The following is a 15,147-nucleotide window of genomic DNA, read 5'->3' as shown; positions in this document are numbered from 1 at the left end:
GGAATATAAATGTCAGGTGCAGGGATTCAGACAATCCTGTACCAGACAGATGACCAGATCTCTTTTACAATTCTTTCTCCGGCATGCTTCTCAGGCTTAGCATCAATAATTTTCTTAATCAGAGGAGCTGAACCGCCGCCGCTATTATGAATGCCTGAAATTATATATTCACTAAGCGCAGGTTCACCACAGAGGACGACACTGTCCGGGATAAGTCCTGAATCACGGATAAAATCCTCATAACTCTCCCTGACCTTATCACCGTGCTTCTTTATGTCCTCCTCTCTCAGCCGCTCAAATCTCTTCTGAGACCAGCCACCCTTGCTGTGCTTCTCCTTAACTCCGGTCTCGATATACTTCCCGGATAAAAAACCCTCCTCAGATGCCAGACCAATAAAACTGCTGCCGGCATGGGCACACACAAATGAGATATCCCTGCGCCCTGACAGTGAATCCATGAGATGCCCTGCGCACTCTTCAGCAGGAATCCTGCCCGATATTCCGGAGACAGAGAAAGGCGGGATAACTGCAAAAAAGAAGAATGGATCATTTTCCGGTTCATAAAAGAAGAAAATACCAGTGTCAGAACGTACAGACTCTGACAGTTCCCTCATCCTCTCATCCAAAAAATCCTCTGTAAGGTCAGAAAGCCCGTCCGGTGGGAGATAACATGCCCTGACACTGTAATTTCCGGCAAGGAGGAGGATCTTTTCAGTAAACCCAAGGCTCTCCCTTCTGCTCAGAGTAAAACGGCTGTATGAAGGAGAATCATCAGCAGTACTCATATCCTTAAGTGCCGAAAGCTCATGCTCAAGCACCCGGACTTTTGTCTCAGCCCTATTGAGAGCCTCAGAGAGTTCCTGAATTTTTGCAGGGTCCTGAGCGGCCTTCTCCTCCCTTTTGGAGAGCCTGAGCCTCAGCTTTTCATTCTCCTTTCCAAGCCGGAAGATCTCTGAATTTAACGCCTCAAGCTCCCGTTTGTGATCCTTTCCAAGAAATTTGTCAAGCATATCTATCAGCCGGATATCGCATATATCCAATAAAAAAACAGCCAGGAGTTATCCTGACACAATCATGCACCGCACAGCATATAATCTATAATTCCGGAGAAAAACTCATCCAGGAGTCCTAATCCTCATGCTCATATGGTATGAAATCAGACTTCACGGCCCTGTCACTTACAATGCCGCTGTTTCCGCAACTGTCCTGAACGATGAGTGTAAAAGGTATTTCTCCGGCTCTGGCTTTTCTGAGGGTATCCAGCAGTTTTTCAGCGTTCTCCCTCTGCTCATCCTCTGCCCAGGTAAGAATCCCCTCAATAGTATTTTCAAACCTGTACAGAACTCCCTCTACATTTGTGATAAAACCTTCACACATTGGCCCCGGTTCAACAAGGATACCAAGTTCAGGAATTTCTATAGACCCGCCCGTACTTCTGATGACCCTTACACTGAGATCCTCTTCAGATTCAACTGAAAGAGTGTACCGTACAGGGTCAGTATCGCCCATAATCTGGACATCAACAGATTTAAAGCCGCAGTCACAGACAACAGAAGAGATCAGAATGTCCGGGAAATAAGGAATATTTTCAGTCTGGTATATATATTCTATATCTGACGAACAGTTCGGACAGGGTGCAACAATAACCCTCTTCAAATAATTATCCTCCAATCTTCTCGCGTGAAACTTTCACAGACATAGGCGTGAGTATGACATATTTCTGGTCACCAAGACCACAGATATCTCCATTCACATCCTGTGCAACATCACTGAGATCTTTCAGTACCCTCTCATATGTGATCTTGTCCATCTTAAGCCGCCCGATATCAACAATAACAATATTGCCGTTATATACTTCGTCCTTAATTCTTGGAGTGTCGCGGATTTCATTTATGGTTGCGATCTTGATATACATGGAAGCTGGTCCGCCTTCGCCTGTAGACTCAATTGAGGCAAGGTCGAGCTCCATGTAATCGGACTCCTCCGGCTGGTTGCCCCTTCTAAATAGAGAACCAAACTTTTTAGCCATAGCAAAGATTGTAGAATGAATTTTATTTATTATTATCCATTGTGTTCCCGGCCGGCATTAAAAAAAAGGGAGATCTCACATGAAATTATGCAAAAAATTCCAATGCAGCATTAAAACTCAAGATTCCAGAGGTCATCGCCGACATAATGAACATTTTTCCCCACCTTGCCCTTATCAGCCGCCTCCATCTCTGCGGCATCCATAAGCGCCTCGGCAATGGCAAGGGGCTTGCCGTGCGTGACCTCATATATCACAAATGGCATTCCCTTCTTAATATCATGGCTGACAGAGATTACTCCGGGGCGCATGAGATCAGCGCCGTTCACCATATAAGGGACTGCGCCGGAATCCACTACAACCTTCCTTTCAGGGAAGGAATTTTTAACAATGCCACGCAGGGTAGGAAATACCCACCCGTTAAGCTCCATAAGCCACGGATTTCTGTCAGTCAGATATAGTTCAAAATCAGCTGTTGTCTCAACAACCTCAATTCTGTCTTTCTTAAATATTGCAGAAGATTCTCCGATCTGCTCCTCAAGTTTTTTAAATATATCAGAAACTTTTGATTTCCGGAGACTATACCTCTTTTTCACTCCAATTTTGGCCATTCTTTATTCCTCACGAATATAACATCGGGCATATGCCTGTTTATTCTCTTGCGCTATATTTATGTATCTTCCACTCGCAATTATACTAATCCTCATCAAAGAGACAAGGGAATTTTATGACCAAAAGACCACTTGAAATTTTAGACAAGGCTCTTAACCAGAAGCCTGTCATCGTAAGCCTTAAGGGCGGAAGAGAAATCCGTGGAGTACTTCAGGGTTACGATGTACACATGAACCTTGTACTTGAGAATGCCGAGGAAGAGATAAACGGTGTGACAACAAAAGCTGGCACACTGATTGTACGCGGCGACAATGTAATTTACATCTCTCCTTCAGTCGAATAATTAAAAAAATCTGATGCTTTTGTTAATGGTGATTTAAGATGAGTAAGGGTACCCCTTCAAGAGGAAAAAGACAGACTCAGACACATATTGTCTGCAGAAGATGCGGTAAGTTATCGTACCACAAACGCCACAAGATATGTTCATCCTGTGGATTCGGAAAAACCAGCAGAATGCGCTCATACAACTGGGTAACCAAGAAGTCAAAGACTCCAACCCACTGAAACTATGTGCGGAATCGTTGGCATCACAGATGCCGGCGGAGTATCCTTCCCGATCTATTACGCTCTTTATGCCCTCCAACACAGAGGACAGGAGAGCGCGGGAATCACTACTTTTGACGGCATAAATCTGTATAAACACAAGGCACAGGGCCTTGTTGCAGAAGTATTCGATGCCGGAATCCTTGATGAACTCAAAGGAAATTCAGGTGTCGGGCACGTCCGCTATCCGACAACCGGGGCAAAGATCCCTGAGAACATTCAGCCTTTTTATTTCACATTTAAAAACAGAAAATTTGCCATTGCCCACAACGGGAATCTTACAAATACCCGGCAGTTAAAGGAAGAATACGAAAACCGCGGGCAGATATTCTGTACAACCACAGACACCGAGGTAATCGGGAATATTATTGCTGAAGAGCTGACGCATTCTTCATCCATAGAGGACGCTGTTTTAGCATGTATGAAAAGACTTGAGGGTTCTTATTCAGTTGCACTTCTTGTTGACGATACAGTATATGCATTCAGGGATCCACTTGGAATAAGGCCGCTCTGTTTTGGGAAGTTAAATGACGGATATATAGTCTGCTCAGAGTCAGTCGCAATAGATGCCCTGAACGGAAATTTTATCCGCGATGTCAAACCCGGCGAACTGATTAAAATTAACAGTGAGGGTATAACCTGCACACAGATTGCTGAATCATCAGAACATGCCCACTGCATATTTGAGTACATATATTTCGCACGTGCGGACTCTGTCATTGACGGGAAACTGGTATATGATGTCAGAAGAAGAATAGGCCAGTCACTGCACCTTGAAGCACCTGTACAGTCAGATATAATCTCCCCTGTACCTGACTCAGGCATTGCACACGCAACCGGATATTCCGAGAGTTCGGGCATACCATACAGAGAAGGTCTGATAAAGAACAGGTATATAGGCCGTACATTCATTATGCCTGATCAGAAAGCAAGGGAAAACGCCGTCAGAATAAAGCTCAACCCTGTTAAAGGTCACATAAAGAATAAATCAGTTGTTCTTGTGGATGACAGTATAGTCAGGGGAACAACGGCCAGAAGAATCATTGATATTGTCAGGGATGCAGGCGCAAAGGAGATCCACATGAGAGTAGGGTCCCCGCCAATCAAATCACCCTGCTACCTTGGAGTGGATATGGCAACAAGAGAAGAGCTCATAGCCAGTACAAGGAGCCAGGAAGAGGTTTGCAGACACATAGGGGCAACCTCACTGCATCACATATCAATAGAGTCCCTCATAAAGGCAACAGGACTTTCGCCAGATGATCTCTGCATAGGATGTCTTACAGGGACATATCCGATTAAAATCGGAGAAGAGAAATCCTGCCCGCGATGTGTTGCCTACAGATCAGGCACATATCAGAGCGCGCTAAAAGAATTTGATTGAATAACTTATCCTGAAATAAGTAATCCGGCGATAATGCGGACCCGGGTATAGGTCCGGAGATGCCGGATGATCAAATATCCAACTATTTTATAATACAGACCACAACAATATCAGATTGTATGCGCACCGGAAAAACGGCCTGTAAAGTATATAAATTTCCGGAGACTGACAGGGCAGTTCACCTGAAAACCATAATATCAGCAATTATGATTACAGTCATCATTCCGGCATTTTTAGTATCAGACTCTTCTGCAATAGAGTTCACCTTCTCCGGAGAACTCTCAGAGATCAGCTGTGGCAACAATCCGGTGCTGAATTATGACATCGAAGGGGATTATCTCGCCTTTACAGAATCAGATTCCGGCATAAACAGGCTCAGACTTTATGACTTCAGTAAAGAATCATTCACAGACATCACAGATTCGCGATATTCAGACTTCAGGCCCGAAATTTCGGTCGGGAAGGTTGCATTTCAGAACAGAACCCTGAACGGACCGGGGCAGATTTTTGTATATAATATTCAGAACGGTACAGCAAAAGCCGCAGATCCGCATCTATCCAGCCAGGGAGATGCAGGAATATCCGGAAACCTTCTTGTCTGGCTTGACGGCCGTTTAAACGGCTACACCAATATATTCATAAAAATGTCACCGGATGAGGCAGGAATTCCTCTGCGGATCTCCGGAACATCAGATAAGCATTCCCCCAAAATAGACAGCGATTATGTTTACTGGACCGAAGCAGGTGACCTTCACAGGAAATCCTTCAAAACCGGAGATGAAGTAATCCTCATAAGAGATTTTCCGGACAGTTTTGAAGTTTACCGGGGAAAAGTGGTCTTTAACGGAAGAGGAGATAAGGAAGGTGCTGTTGTAATGTATGACACTGACAACGGTGAGACGACAGTTCTCAGTTCAGGAGATGGATTCTGCAGAAACCCGGACATCTCAGGGGATTATGTGGTGTATGAATGCTATGGGGACAGAGGAACGGCAATAAGGCTCTATGACTTAAGGACGGAGAACGGAGGCATCCTTTCAGAACCAAAAACAGGTGTTTCAGACCCGAAGGTCTCAGAAAACCGGATTGTCTGGAGAGAGAAAGACAGCAGCAGTCACTGCATTGTAATATGCAGGCTTGATGCTAAGACCCTGCCGCTTGCAGGATTTGAGGCGGAACCGCTGTCGGGAACAGCACCACTTGAAGTTACGTTTACAGGAAGGGCCATTGTAAGCGCATCATCGGGAACAGCATACCTGTGGGATTTCGGAGATGGCGAATACTCAGAATCCTCATCTCCGGTACACACCTACAGTGAACCCGGAATATATGACGTATCACTTACAGTTGAGAATGAACTTGGGAGCTTTACGGCAGAGAGGAAGAAAATCATCTCCGTAGAAGAAGTCCCGGAAGCTGATTTTTCGGCATTCAACCGGGAAGGTGCCGCGCCGCTGAATGTTCAGTTCAGGGATATGTCATCCGGAAAGATAAGCGAGAGAGTATGGGACTTTGGTGACGGGAGCAGATCATACAACAAAAACCCGGTGCATGTCTATACCAGGCCAGGAATTTATTCAGTAAATCTCACTGTCTCAAACGAATTCGGAGAGGTTTCAGAGAATAAAACCGGATATATAACAGCAGAAAACAGCGTTTATGCAGATTTCTCCTGCCACTATCCGGAGAACAATTCTGAGAGGCTTACCATTCAGTTTGCCGATGAGTCAGATGGCTACACAGATTCATGGTTATGGTATTTCGGCGACGGAGAATATTCGGATGAGCAGAACCCGCTGCACACTTTTGAAGAGCCGGGAATATATGACATCACACTTGAGGCCGGGAACGGCTTCGCATCCGATATTAAAACCATAATGTCTGTTCCTGCCGGAAAAACAGGGGATGAGATCACAAAAATATACATAAATCCTGTATCAGCCGGATTAAAGCCGGGAGAGAGCGTGGTGTTTGAGGCAGGTGCGACCGATACAAAAGGCAGATACTTCCCGGTTGAGCCGGAATGGACAGTATCAGACGGTCAGAAAGGAAAAATATCGTCAGACGGCCTGTTCACTGCCATATCACCCGGAAGTATCCGTGTTATCGCCGGGTACCAGAATATTACAGGATATGCAGGGGTTTTAATCAGTGAAAGCGGCAATGAGAAGATGGAAGAGATGCTATCCGGAATCACAGCAATCCCTGAGACAGAAAAAACTCCGGATTTCATAAGCAGCGCCGGCAATCCGGCTAACGGACTTAAAGATCTCCTATGAAAAACTTCTATTTTTTATCCATAATCTGTGAACCCGCAGGCTCATGTATGACTATTCTGAAGGGATAAAACCACATATTTCAGGTAGAAATACCCGAAATGTGATAAAAACCTGTTTTTTTAGAGAACTGCAACATATGATAATACCCGGAGAGGGCATTAGCTACTGTAAAAAAATATTCAGAATAAAAGAACTGATAGCGAAGAATGGATTTGAACCATTGGTCTTCGGGTTATGAGCCCGACGGGATTTCCTGACTACCCCACCTCGCTCCACTGTGCTATATTACATTCACCTGCAAAGGGATAAACCTTCACCATCATAAGCAGCAAAAATCCGAAAGAGACAAATCAAAAAATGCGGAGATAAGAGCACAAACTGAAGAGATAACAGGAAAGTAACACCATAAAGGAGATAAAATTAATTCTGACCTCAGAAATGACGCGGAAGTTGTGATTACAGAAAATATTCCGGATGACCCAATCAGATGATAATACAGCATTCCGGGAGATTCTGAATGAAGGAAAGATACAGAGAGTGCATATGCTAAAGGAAAATATTTCACAAAAAGAAGAACATTAATAGCGAGGAATGGATTTGAACCATTGGTCTTCGGGTTATGAGCCCGACGGGATTTCCTGACTACCCCACCTCGCTCTGCGAGTGCTATATTATGTTTACCGGAGATGGGATATAACTTTCTATTTCAGATATAAATCCCGGAACGGAATATGCCCGAAGTATTGCTGAAACAAACGGTTCTGAAAAATAATCTCAGAAATCCGGAATATATTAAAGGATATGAGTCTGAACACTCTTCATGGATGAGAAGGAAGGGTTTGATGATGACCTTGAGATGATAAGGCAGAAGAGGCTTAAGGAGATGCAGAAGACAATTGAGAGAAGATCTGCCTGCACCAGTCAGGGAATTACAGAGATTAACGAACTCAGCCTTGATGACTTTATTGCTGCAAACAGGCATGCAGTTATAGATCTCTGGGCTGAATGGTGCGGCCCGTGCAAAAAGATAGCGCCGGCAATGGAAGAACTGGCAGCAGAATTCTGCGGGGAAGTCGCCTTTGGCAAATGCAATACCGATGAAAATCAGCCAATCGCAATGCGCTTTCAGATCTCTGCAATTCCGACACTTCTATTCTTCTCAGGGGGCCAGATAGCAGACAGGCTTACAGGCGCATATCCAAAGGAGAATATCAGGAAGAGAATAAAGTCCACCTTTCAGATCTGAAAAATAAAGACAATAACGGTGAAAAATAACAGAGCATTAAAAGATAATCCTAAAAATAGAGACAGGGAAAATAATTTTAAAACAGAGATCAGACCCTGAATCGTTCACTAAAGTTCATTTTTGCTGCCATGATAAAATCATTCCTTGTGATCCCGCCACTTTCATAGGTGTACCAGGCAATTACAAGATTTTTACGGTTATAAATCATAACATCCGGAAAATGACCCTCGCGCTTTGAGAGATCATTCAGATCAGCAAGAAAGTCAAGACATCCCTCAAATGATTTGAGATCAAACTTCCGGACAAGTTTTCTCTCGGAAATTTCCCATCCGGGCACCCGGTCAATATAATCAAGAATATCCCGTCGGGCAAGCGGGGAGATTCTGGAAGGTTCAGGGTCGCATCTCTGCTTATGAAGATCCATTGTATTATTCTATACGGTGTTATAAGAAAAATATAATCCTGAGAGACGCACAGGAGATGCAGTAAAAACCGAACCAAATCATGGAGAACACATGAGAAATAAGAGTTGATATCAGGCCCATTACAGCACATCAGCCACCCAACAGGAAAAAAACAACCGGTTAACATTTATTTTTTTAAAAAAATGAACTGTTTGTGAATAACGACAATTCTTATTAATTAATCATGTAAAATTACTTAGGGATTTTTTTGAGAGAACTCAGGATACACGGAAGAGGAGGACAGGGCTCAGTGACGGCTGCCGAGCTGATAGCTACAGCAGCATTCAAGAGCAAAGTCTATTCACAGGCATTCCCTGCATTCGGCGTAGAGAGAAGAGGAGCGCCGGTGCAGGCATTTGTCAGGTTTGATGACAATAAAATCAGGCTCAGAAGCCAGGTCTATGAACCTGATTACGTTATTGTACAGGACAGCACTCTGATCAAAGACGTTGATGTCTTCAGTGGCCTTAAATCCGGCGGAATTGCGCTGATTAACACTGAAAAGGAGATCGAAGCAGAAATTCCTGAAGGTGTAAGGCTTATAAAAATAGATGCAACATCAATCGCGCTTGAAATACTTGGCCTTCCAATCGCAAATACAACCCTTATGGGCGCATTTGCAGCAGCTACAGGAGAGATCGAGATTGAGGCGCTTGAGGAGGCCTTAAAGGAGAGATTCCCCGGAGCACTCGGTGAAAAGAATATTATGGCCGCAAAGAAGGCCTTTGAACTAATAAAGGGAGAGGCACAATAATGGCACTTTCAGTCGGATGCACATCAAGACCGGGAAAGGCAAGAGACAATAAGACCGGATCGTGGCGCGTGTTCAAACCGGAGATTGACTCAGATAAATGCAACAAGTGCGGCACATGCACGATGATCTGCCCGGAAGTCTGCATTGAAGAGAGCAAAGAAGGCTATCCTGAGGTTGATTATGACTTCTGCAAAGAGTGTGGCATGTGCGCCGAGGAATGCCCAAAGGATGCAATTGAGATGAAACAGGAGGAGAAATAACAATGCTTCAGATAATGGAAGGATCACATGCCGTAGCAGAGGCAGTCAGGCTTTCCAGACCGGAAGTTGTATCGGCATACCCAATCACACCGCAGACACATATCGTCGAGAGGCTTGCAGAGATGGTTGCTGACGGCGATCTTGATGCAGAGTATATCTGTGTTGAGAGTGAGTTCTCAGCACTCTCCTCATGCCTTGGTGCGGCATGTGCCGGGTCAAGAGTATATTCAGCCACAACATCACAGGGACTCGCCTTTATGGCAGAGGTTGTCTTCAATGTCGCAGGCATGCGCCAGCCTGTTGTAATGACAATTGCAAACCGTGCACTCGGTGCTCCGTTAAACATCTGGAATGACCACCAGGACTCACTCTTCCTCCGGGATTCCGGATGGATGCAGATGTATGCAGAGGATGCACAGGAGTCAATGGATCTTCACTTCCTTGCATACAAGGCGGCTGAGAACTATGATGTTCTCCTTCCGGCAATGGTCTGCTTTGACGGGTTTATCCTCACACATACCTATGAACCGGTTGACATCCCCACACAGGAAGAGGTTGACAGTTTCCTGCCTGCATTTAAACCGTACCAGAGGCTTGATGCAAAGGATCCGATCTCATTTGGTATGTATGCAACGCCTGACTACTATCAGGAGTTCAGGTATGAGATTCATGCTGCAATGATCAAAGCAAAGAAAGTCTTAAGAGAGGTCGGTCAGGAATTCTCAGAGACCTTCGGGCGCGACTATTCAGAGCTTGTGGAAGGCTACCGCCTTGATGATGCAGATGTTGCAATAGTTGCAATCGGATCTATATGCGGTACAATAAAGGATGCTGTTGATGAGATGAGAGAGGCAGGACGTAAGGTTGGCCTCTTAAAGATACGCTCATTCAGACCTTTCCCGTATGAAGAGGTCAGAACAGCACTCTCAGGAGTCTCAAAGGTTGCAGTCCTTGAGAAGAATATCTCAATCGGTTCCAGAATGCTTGGCGCAGTAGGCCTTGAGGTCAAGGATGCCGTAGGTAAGCAGGGTGCTGATGTCTATTCGTATGTCGGCGGACTCGGAGGAAGGGACATCAGAAAGAGAGATATTCAGAAACTTGCAGACTGGGCAGAGCAGGGCAGAAATGACTGCTTCTTCGGCCTTAGAGAGGAGTTGCTTTAAAATGACGGGAGAAGAGAAAGAGTACTTTGACGCAGGACACAGGGCATGCGGAGGATGCGGCCCGGCACTTGCGGCAAGGCTGATTACAAAAGCCGCAGGTGAGAATACAATCGTTGTTGCATCAACCGGATGTATGGAAGTATTCTCAACACCTTACCCCGAAACGGCATGGAAAACCCCGTGGGTTCACTCACTCTTTCAGAATGCAGCAGCTGTTGCATCCGGAGTTGAGGCCTCGATTAAGAAGCAGGGGCGGAGTGAGAAGGTTGTTGTCATTGCAGGTGACGGCGCAACCTTTGATATCGGAATCCTGTGTATAAGCGGTCTCTTCGAGAGAGGGCATGATGTGACATACATCTGCTACGACAATGAGGCGTATATGAACACCGGAATTCAGCGTTCAGGTGCAACACCATATGATGCCGATACGACCACAAGTCCGGCAGGGAAACTTTCAACCGGAAACAAGAGGCCCAAAAAAGATATTCCGGCAATACTTGCAGCACACGGATCACCTTATGTGGCAACGGCCTCTGTGGCATACCCGGCTGACCTTATGAAGAAGGTCAAAAAGGCCATCAATACCGAAGGTCCGTGTTATATTCAGGTTCACACACCCTGCTGCACAGGCTGGGGATTTGACGGTGCCAAAACAATGGATATCGGGAAGATGGCGATCAACTCCGGACTCTGGGTTAACTTCGAGATGGAGGACGGTGTCGTTACAAAGGCAAAGAAGGTTAAAAGAGAGCCTGTCGATGCCTACTTAAAATCCCAGAAGAGATTCCGCCACCTTTACAGGCCGGCTGAAAACACAGAGGAGATAGCAAAGATTCAGGCTATCGCTGACAATAATGCAGAAAAATACGGCATTGACATCAAGATGCCGGATAAAAACTAAACCCGCAATATCTTTTTTTCCTGCCCAATCCTAACTATTCCAGTACAGAATAGGCGAGGCACTAATTTGAAAATAACATACCTGAAATTAATGATTATAGCAATGGCAGGGATACTGATTATCGCTGCACAGCCGGTCTCTGCCGGAGATATGAACAAGATAGAGTACTACAATCTTGCAGTAGACTATGCAAATGAAGGGAATTTTGACGAGGCACTTTCTGCGGCTGACAGCGCCATTGCAATAGACGAAAATTTCACTCTTGCATATACTACAAAGGCCGGAGTCCTGAATGCAATGGGCAGGTATGATGAAGCTCTGGAGTCTGCCAAAAAGGCGACTGAAATCAGGCCCGATCAGCCTGAAGGCTGGGTTAATATGGCATCCTCTCTGATAGGGCTTGAGAGGTATGAAGAGGCTGTAGAGGCATCTGACATGGCAATTGAGACAGATCCTGAGTGCATTGAAGGGTACATAACAAAGGGAACAGCCCTTGGTGAACTTGGCCGCTATGACGAAGAGATTGCCGTATCGGAAAAGGCACTTGAGATCTCACCCGGAGACAGCCGTGCAGTTGCCAACAAAAGATATGCAGAGGATATGGCTGAAGGCGGGAATAATTCTGAAAAATCGCCCCTGCCACTGCCCTTTGTTATAACCGGAGTAATCACTGCGGGCATTCTGTATTATCACAGCAAAAAATAAAGACCGGGATTTTTCCCAGGAAAGAAATATAAGAATTTCACTCTTTTTTCAGGATATTTACAGCGATAAATACAGCCAAAATTCCGGATATAACTGTTAACATACTTAACGGAGTCTGCGGAAGATCTGCCGGACCTTTTGACGTAGCTGTTACAGCCGGAGTCACAACCGGAGTTTCGGTTACAACAGGAGCTGGTGTTTCTGTCTCAGTTACAACAGCTGTCGGTGCAGTTGTGGGGGCAGTTGTAGCAGGCACAGGTGTCTCTGTTGCTGTTGTCTCTTCCGGAGTCGGCGTGGATGTTGGTGCTGCAGCAGCCGCAAGTGACGGGATCGGACTGGTTACTGTCTCACCTGTAATTGATCCAAGATTGTCCTTCATGCCATTGACATTGCATTCCGCCCAGACTTTGTAACTGCCCATCTTATAGGCGTCATTGCCCGTATCCCATACACACGCAGGGGTTCCGGACGGCAGGTAAAACATGGACGATGTCGGGTGGATATTAACTATGCTTACAATGCTTCCGGTGCAGTCGTACAGTGCCGTCAGGGTTGCACCGACCCCATCCTGAAACTTTATATCAACGCCGTCATCACCGGCAGCAACACCGCTTCTGGTAAATATCGGATTGAGGTTTGAATCAATTCTGAAGTCAAGGCCTTCACCCTTCACAACCTTGCCATTGGTAAGGTCAAAGGAGTCTCCGGGCCTGACAGCATAGAGTTTAATTCCTATTGCCGGGGAATTGACATAAAAAGCAACATGCCCGTTCTTTGAGCCGTTAGGATAGGAGTACCAGGCCGACTGTTTATCACCAAATGTATTGGGATCGACATAAAAGCTGCTTTTGTCAGGAGTTATCATATATGACGGTGCAGATGTCGCAGGGTTTGCTCCTGAGCCAAAGTACGCAAGCTGGTTATCTGTTACGCCGCCTGAACTGTAAAATACTGACGGGGTAAGCGTCAGGCCCTCCTCGCCGAGAAATACGGTATCCCCCTGGCCGATATTTGTCAGCACAGCAGATGCCGGTGCTATGAACAATAAGAACAGGATAAGTCCTGTTATAGTAATTAATCCGGATTTTTTCATCTGAATTCCTCTCTTTTTTCTGATATTTTAATTCCTCCTTAAACGGATATAGCTTTTACTCCGGAATTCTACACCGGGATCTAATCAGATCTTAATTCAGGAAGCAGGAAAGATTAATCAGTCTGCCGTAAGAAGAACATTACTGACTGGATAATAACATTCAGGATTCCGGGCATAAACAGTCATCACAGCTGATGCACCAATTTTCCGGATTATACAGATTATTTAAAATGGAGAATCATTATGGGACTCAAACATCCGAAAGGGCCACAAAAAGAGATTAAAGATCTGAAAATTGATCCTATTTTCGTACAGGAAGGCAATGAAACAATCCCGCGTGACAGGCTTGGACAGAATGAGACAGATCCGGATCTGGCATACCAGATTGTCCATGACGAACTGATGCTGGACGGAAATGCAAGGCTTAACATGGCAACCTTTGTCGGTACATGGATGGAACCTCAGGCGCAGAAACTTGCAGCCGAGACATTTGACAAGAATATGATCGACAAGGACGAGTACCCGCAGACTGCCGATCTGGAGATGAGGTGTGTCAGCATTTTAAGCCACCTGTGGAATGCTCCGGATGTGGATAAGGCCACCGGATGTTCGACTACAGGGTCAAGTGAGGCTGCGATGCTTGCCGGACTTGCACTCAAGAGGAGATGGCAGCATAAGCAAAAGGCGGAAGGAAAGCCGGCAGACAGGCCAAATATCGTTATGGGCATCAATGTGCAGATCTGCTGGGAGAAATTTGCCAATTACTGGGATGTTGAGATGCGTCTTGTCCCGATGGAAGGAGACCGCTTCCATATCTCTGCCGAAGAGGCGGTAAAGCTCTGTGATGAAAATACAATTGCAGTGGTGGCAATACTTGGATCTACATTTGACGGCTCTTATGAACCAGTACAGGATATCTGCACAGCCCTTGACAGATTCGAGGAAAAGACAGGAATCAACGTCCCTGTACATGTTGATGCAGCTTCCGGAGGTATGATTGCACCATTCCTTGACAGGGATCTCGTCTGGGATTTCAGGCTGCCAAGGGTTGCATCCATCAACACTTCCGGGCATAAATATGGCCTTGTCTATCCCGGTGTCGGGTGGATTATATGGCGTGATGCAGGAGCTCTCCCGGAGGACCTGATATTTTATGTCAACTACCTCGGATCAAACATGCCCACATTTGCCCTGAATTTCTCAAGACCTGGTTCACAGATTGTGCTTCAGTACTATAATTTCCTGCGGCTTGGCATGGAGGGCTATACGAAGGTTCAGCAGTATTCACGCGATATTGCCATGCACCTCGCCTCTGAAATTGAAAACTTAGGCCCTTTTGAACTGATTACAAGAGGAGATGAACTGCCGGTCTTTGCCTTTAAGTTAAAGGACGGGATTGACAATTTCACGGTCTTTGATGTCTCAAACAGAATGAGGGAGAGAGGATGGCTCATTCCGGCATACACATTCCCAAAAAACCGTGAAGATCTGGCAGCACTCAGAATTGTCATCAGGAGGGGCTTCTCCTTTGACCTTGCGGATATGCTGCTTGCAGATCTTAAAAGACAGCTCCCGCTTCTGGAGAAACAGCCGGAGCCGGTTCACGATAAGGATTCAGGAACGGGATTTCATCACTGAAGCTTAATTCAGAACCATT

The 15,147-nt window shown here is 45.6% G+C and carries 17 protein-coding genes and 2 tRNA genes; 11 read left to right on the top strand and 8 right to left on the bottom strand.

Annotated elements, in window-relative coordinates; all coding sequences use genetic code 11:
* Positions 1 to 26 precede the first annotated feature (26 nt).
* The 4 genes from L6E24_RS08630 to L6E24_RS08615 form a co-directional block, all read right to left on the bottom strand.
* Entirely contained in the window at positions 27 to 1,010 is a 984-nt protein-coding gene (locus L6E24_RS08630; protein WP_257741585.1) for a Vms1/Ankzf1 family peptidyl-tRNA hydrolase, read from the bottom strand.
* A gap of 118 nt (positions 1,011 to 1,128) precedes the next feature.
* Complete coding sequence (locus L6E24_RS08625; protein ID WP_257741584.1) at positions 1,129 to 1,656, bottom strand: ZPR1 zinc finger domain-containing protein; 528 nt, start codon at positions 1,654 to 1,656, stop codon at positions 1,129 to 1,131.
* 4 nt (positions 1,657 to 1,660) lie between these two features.
* Positions 1,661 to 2,029, bottom strand: a complete 369-nt coding sequence (locus L6E24_RS08620) for a cell division protein SepF (protein ID WP_257741583.1) — start codon at positions 2,027 to 2,029, stop codon at positions 1,661 to 1,663.
* Positions 2,030 to 2,139: 110 nt separating this feature from the next.
* Positions 2,140 to 2,637 carry an RNA-binding protein gene (locus L6E24_RS08615; protein ID WP_257741582.1) on the bottom strand — a complete coding sequence of 166 codons (498 nt, stop codon included), beginning with the start codon at positions 2,635 to 2,637 and terminating at the stop codon, positions 2,140 to 2,142.
* A gap of 116 nt (positions 2,638 to 2,753) precedes the next feature.
* Here L6E24_RS08615 and L6E24_RS08610 point away from each other — a divergent pair, with 116 nt between their 5' ends.
* Genes L6E24_RS08610 through L6E24_RS08595 form a run of 4 tightly spaced genes read left to right on the top strand, consistent with a single transcriptional unit; the run spans position 2,754 to position 6,904 of the window.
* The gene (locus L6E24_RS08610) at positions 2,754 to 2,981 is read left to right on the top strand and encodes an LSM domain-containing protein (RefSeq protein ID WP_004077316.1); all 228 of its coding nucleotides are present in this window, start codon (positions 2,754 to 2,756) and stop codon (positions 2,979 to 2,981) included.
* Between the two features lie 38 nt (positions 2,982 to 3,019).
* Positions 3,020 to 3,202, top strand: coding sequence for a 50S ribosomal protein L37e (locus L6E24_RS08605; protein ID WP_004077315.1), 183 nt, complete (start codon positions 3,020 to 3,022; stop codon positions 3,200 to 3,202).
* A 4-nt stretch (positions 3,203 to 3,206) separates the two neighbouring features.
* Positions 3,207 to 4,625: an amidophosphoribosyltransferase gene (gene purF / locus L6E24_RS08600; protein ID WP_257741581.1), complete on the top strand. Its 1,419-nt coding sequence runs from the start codon at positions 3,207 to 3,209 to the stop codon at positions 4,623 to 4,625.
* 59 nt (positions 4,626 to 4,684) lie between these two features.
* Entirely contained in the window at positions 4,685 to 6,904 is a 2,220-nt protein-coding gene (locus L6E24_RS08595; RefSeq protein ID WP_257741580.1) for a PKD domain-containing protein, read from the top strand.
* Between the two features lie 197 nt (positions 6,905 to 7,101).
* Here the strand turns inward: L6E24_RS08595 and L6E24_RS08590 are convergent.
* Positions 7,102 to 7,176, bottom strand: a tRNA-Met gene (locus L6E24_RS08590).
* A 310-nt stretch (positions 7,177 to 7,486) separates the two neighbouring features.
* Positions 7,487 to 7,561 (bottom strand) — tRNA-Met (locus tag L6E24_RS08585).
* A 163-nt stretch (positions 7,562 to 7,724) separates the two neighbouring features.
* Between L6E24_RS08585 and trxA the strand changes: the two genes are divergently transcribed.
* On the top strand, positions 7,725 to 8,150 hold the full coding sequence (trxA, locus tag L6E24_RS08580) for a thioredoxin (protein WP_257741579.1): 426 nt from the start codon (positions 7,725 to 7,727) through the stop codon (positions 8,148 to 8,150).
* 88 nt (positions 8,151 to 8,238) lie between these two features.
* Here trxA and L6E24_RS08575 read toward each other — a convergent pair whose 3' ends face one another.
* Positions 8,239 to 8,574 (bottom strand): 4a-hydroxytetrahydrobiopterin dehydratase, encoded by a 336-nt coding sequence (locus L6E24_RS08575; protein WP_257741578.1) that lies wholly within the window; start codon positions 8,572 to 8,574, stop codon positions 8,239 to 8,241.
* Positions 8,575 to 8,822: 248 nt separating this feature from the next.
* Between L6E24_RS08575 and L6E24_RS08570 the strand changes: the two genes are divergently transcribed.
* The 5 genes from L6E24_RS08570 to L6E24_RS08550 all read left to right on the top strand — a co-directional run bounded on the left by L6E24_RS08570 (position 8,823) and on the right by L6E24_RS08550 (position 12,397).
* The gene (locus L6E24_RS08570; RefSeq protein ID WP_257741577.1) at positions 8,823 to 9,368 is read left to right on the top strand and encodes a pyruvate ferredoxin oxidoreductase subunit gamma; all 546 of its coding nucleotides are present in this window, start codon (positions 8,823 to 8,825) and stop codon (positions 9,366 to 9,368) included.
* Positions 9,368 to 9,628 (top strand): 4Fe-4S binding protein, encoded by a 261-nt coding sequence (locus tag L6E24_RS08565; protein ID WP_257741576.1) that lies wholly within the window; start codon positions 9,368 to 9,370, stop codon positions 9,626 to 9,628. Before L6E24_RS08570 ends, L6E24_RS08565 begins: the two co-directional genes overlap by 1 nt.
* 2 nt (positions 9,629 to 9,630) lie before the next feature.
* Positions 9,631 to 10,791 (top strand): pyruvate ferredoxin oxidoreductase, encoded by a 1,161-nt coding sequence (porA, locus tag L6E24_RS08560; protein WP_257741575.1) that lies wholly within the window; start codon positions 9,631 to 9,633, stop codon positions 10,789 to 10,791.
* A 1-nt stretch (position 10,792) separates the two neighbouring features.
* A complete protein-coding gene (locus L6E24_RS08555) occupies positions 10,793 to 11,692 on the top strand; it encodes a thiamine pyrophosphate-dependent enzyme (protein WP_257741574.1) in 900 nt (299 codons plus the stop codon).
* A 66-nt stretch (positions 11,693 to 11,758) separates the two neighbouring features.
* Entirely contained in the window at positions 11,759 to 12,397 is a 639-nt protein-coding gene (locus tag L6E24_RS08550) for a tetratricopeptide repeat protein (protein WP_257741573.1), read from the top strand.
* A 37-nt stretch (positions 12,398 to 12,434) separates the two neighbouring features.
* Here L6E24_RS08550 and L6E24_RS08545 read toward each other — a convergent pair whose 3' ends face one another.
* Entirely contained in the window at positions 12,435 to 13,490 is a 1,056-nt protein-coding gene (locus L6E24_RS08545; protein ID WP_257741572.1) for a DUF3821 domain-containing protein, read from the bottom strand.
* Positions 13,491 to 13,733: 243 nt separating this feature from the next.
* Between L6E24_RS08545 and gad the strand changes: the two genes are divergently transcribed.
* Positions 13,734 to 15,128 (top strand): glutamate decarboxylase, encoded by a 1,395-nt coding sequence (gad, locus tag L6E24_RS08540; RefSeq protein WP_257741571.1) that lies wholly within the window; start codon positions 13,734 to 13,736, stop codon positions 15,126 to 15,128.
* Positions 15,129 to 15,147 lie beyond the last annotated feature (19 nt).

It is taken from the genome of Methanoplanus endosymbiosus (genome assembly GCF_024662215.1).
Lineage (GTDB): Archaea > Halobacteriota > Methanomicrobia > Methanomicrobiales > Methanomicrobiaceae > Methanoplanus > Methanoplanus endosymbiosus.
Note: the sequence above shows the minus strand (reverse complement) of the source record. Positions and strands in the feature narration are given on the sequence as shown.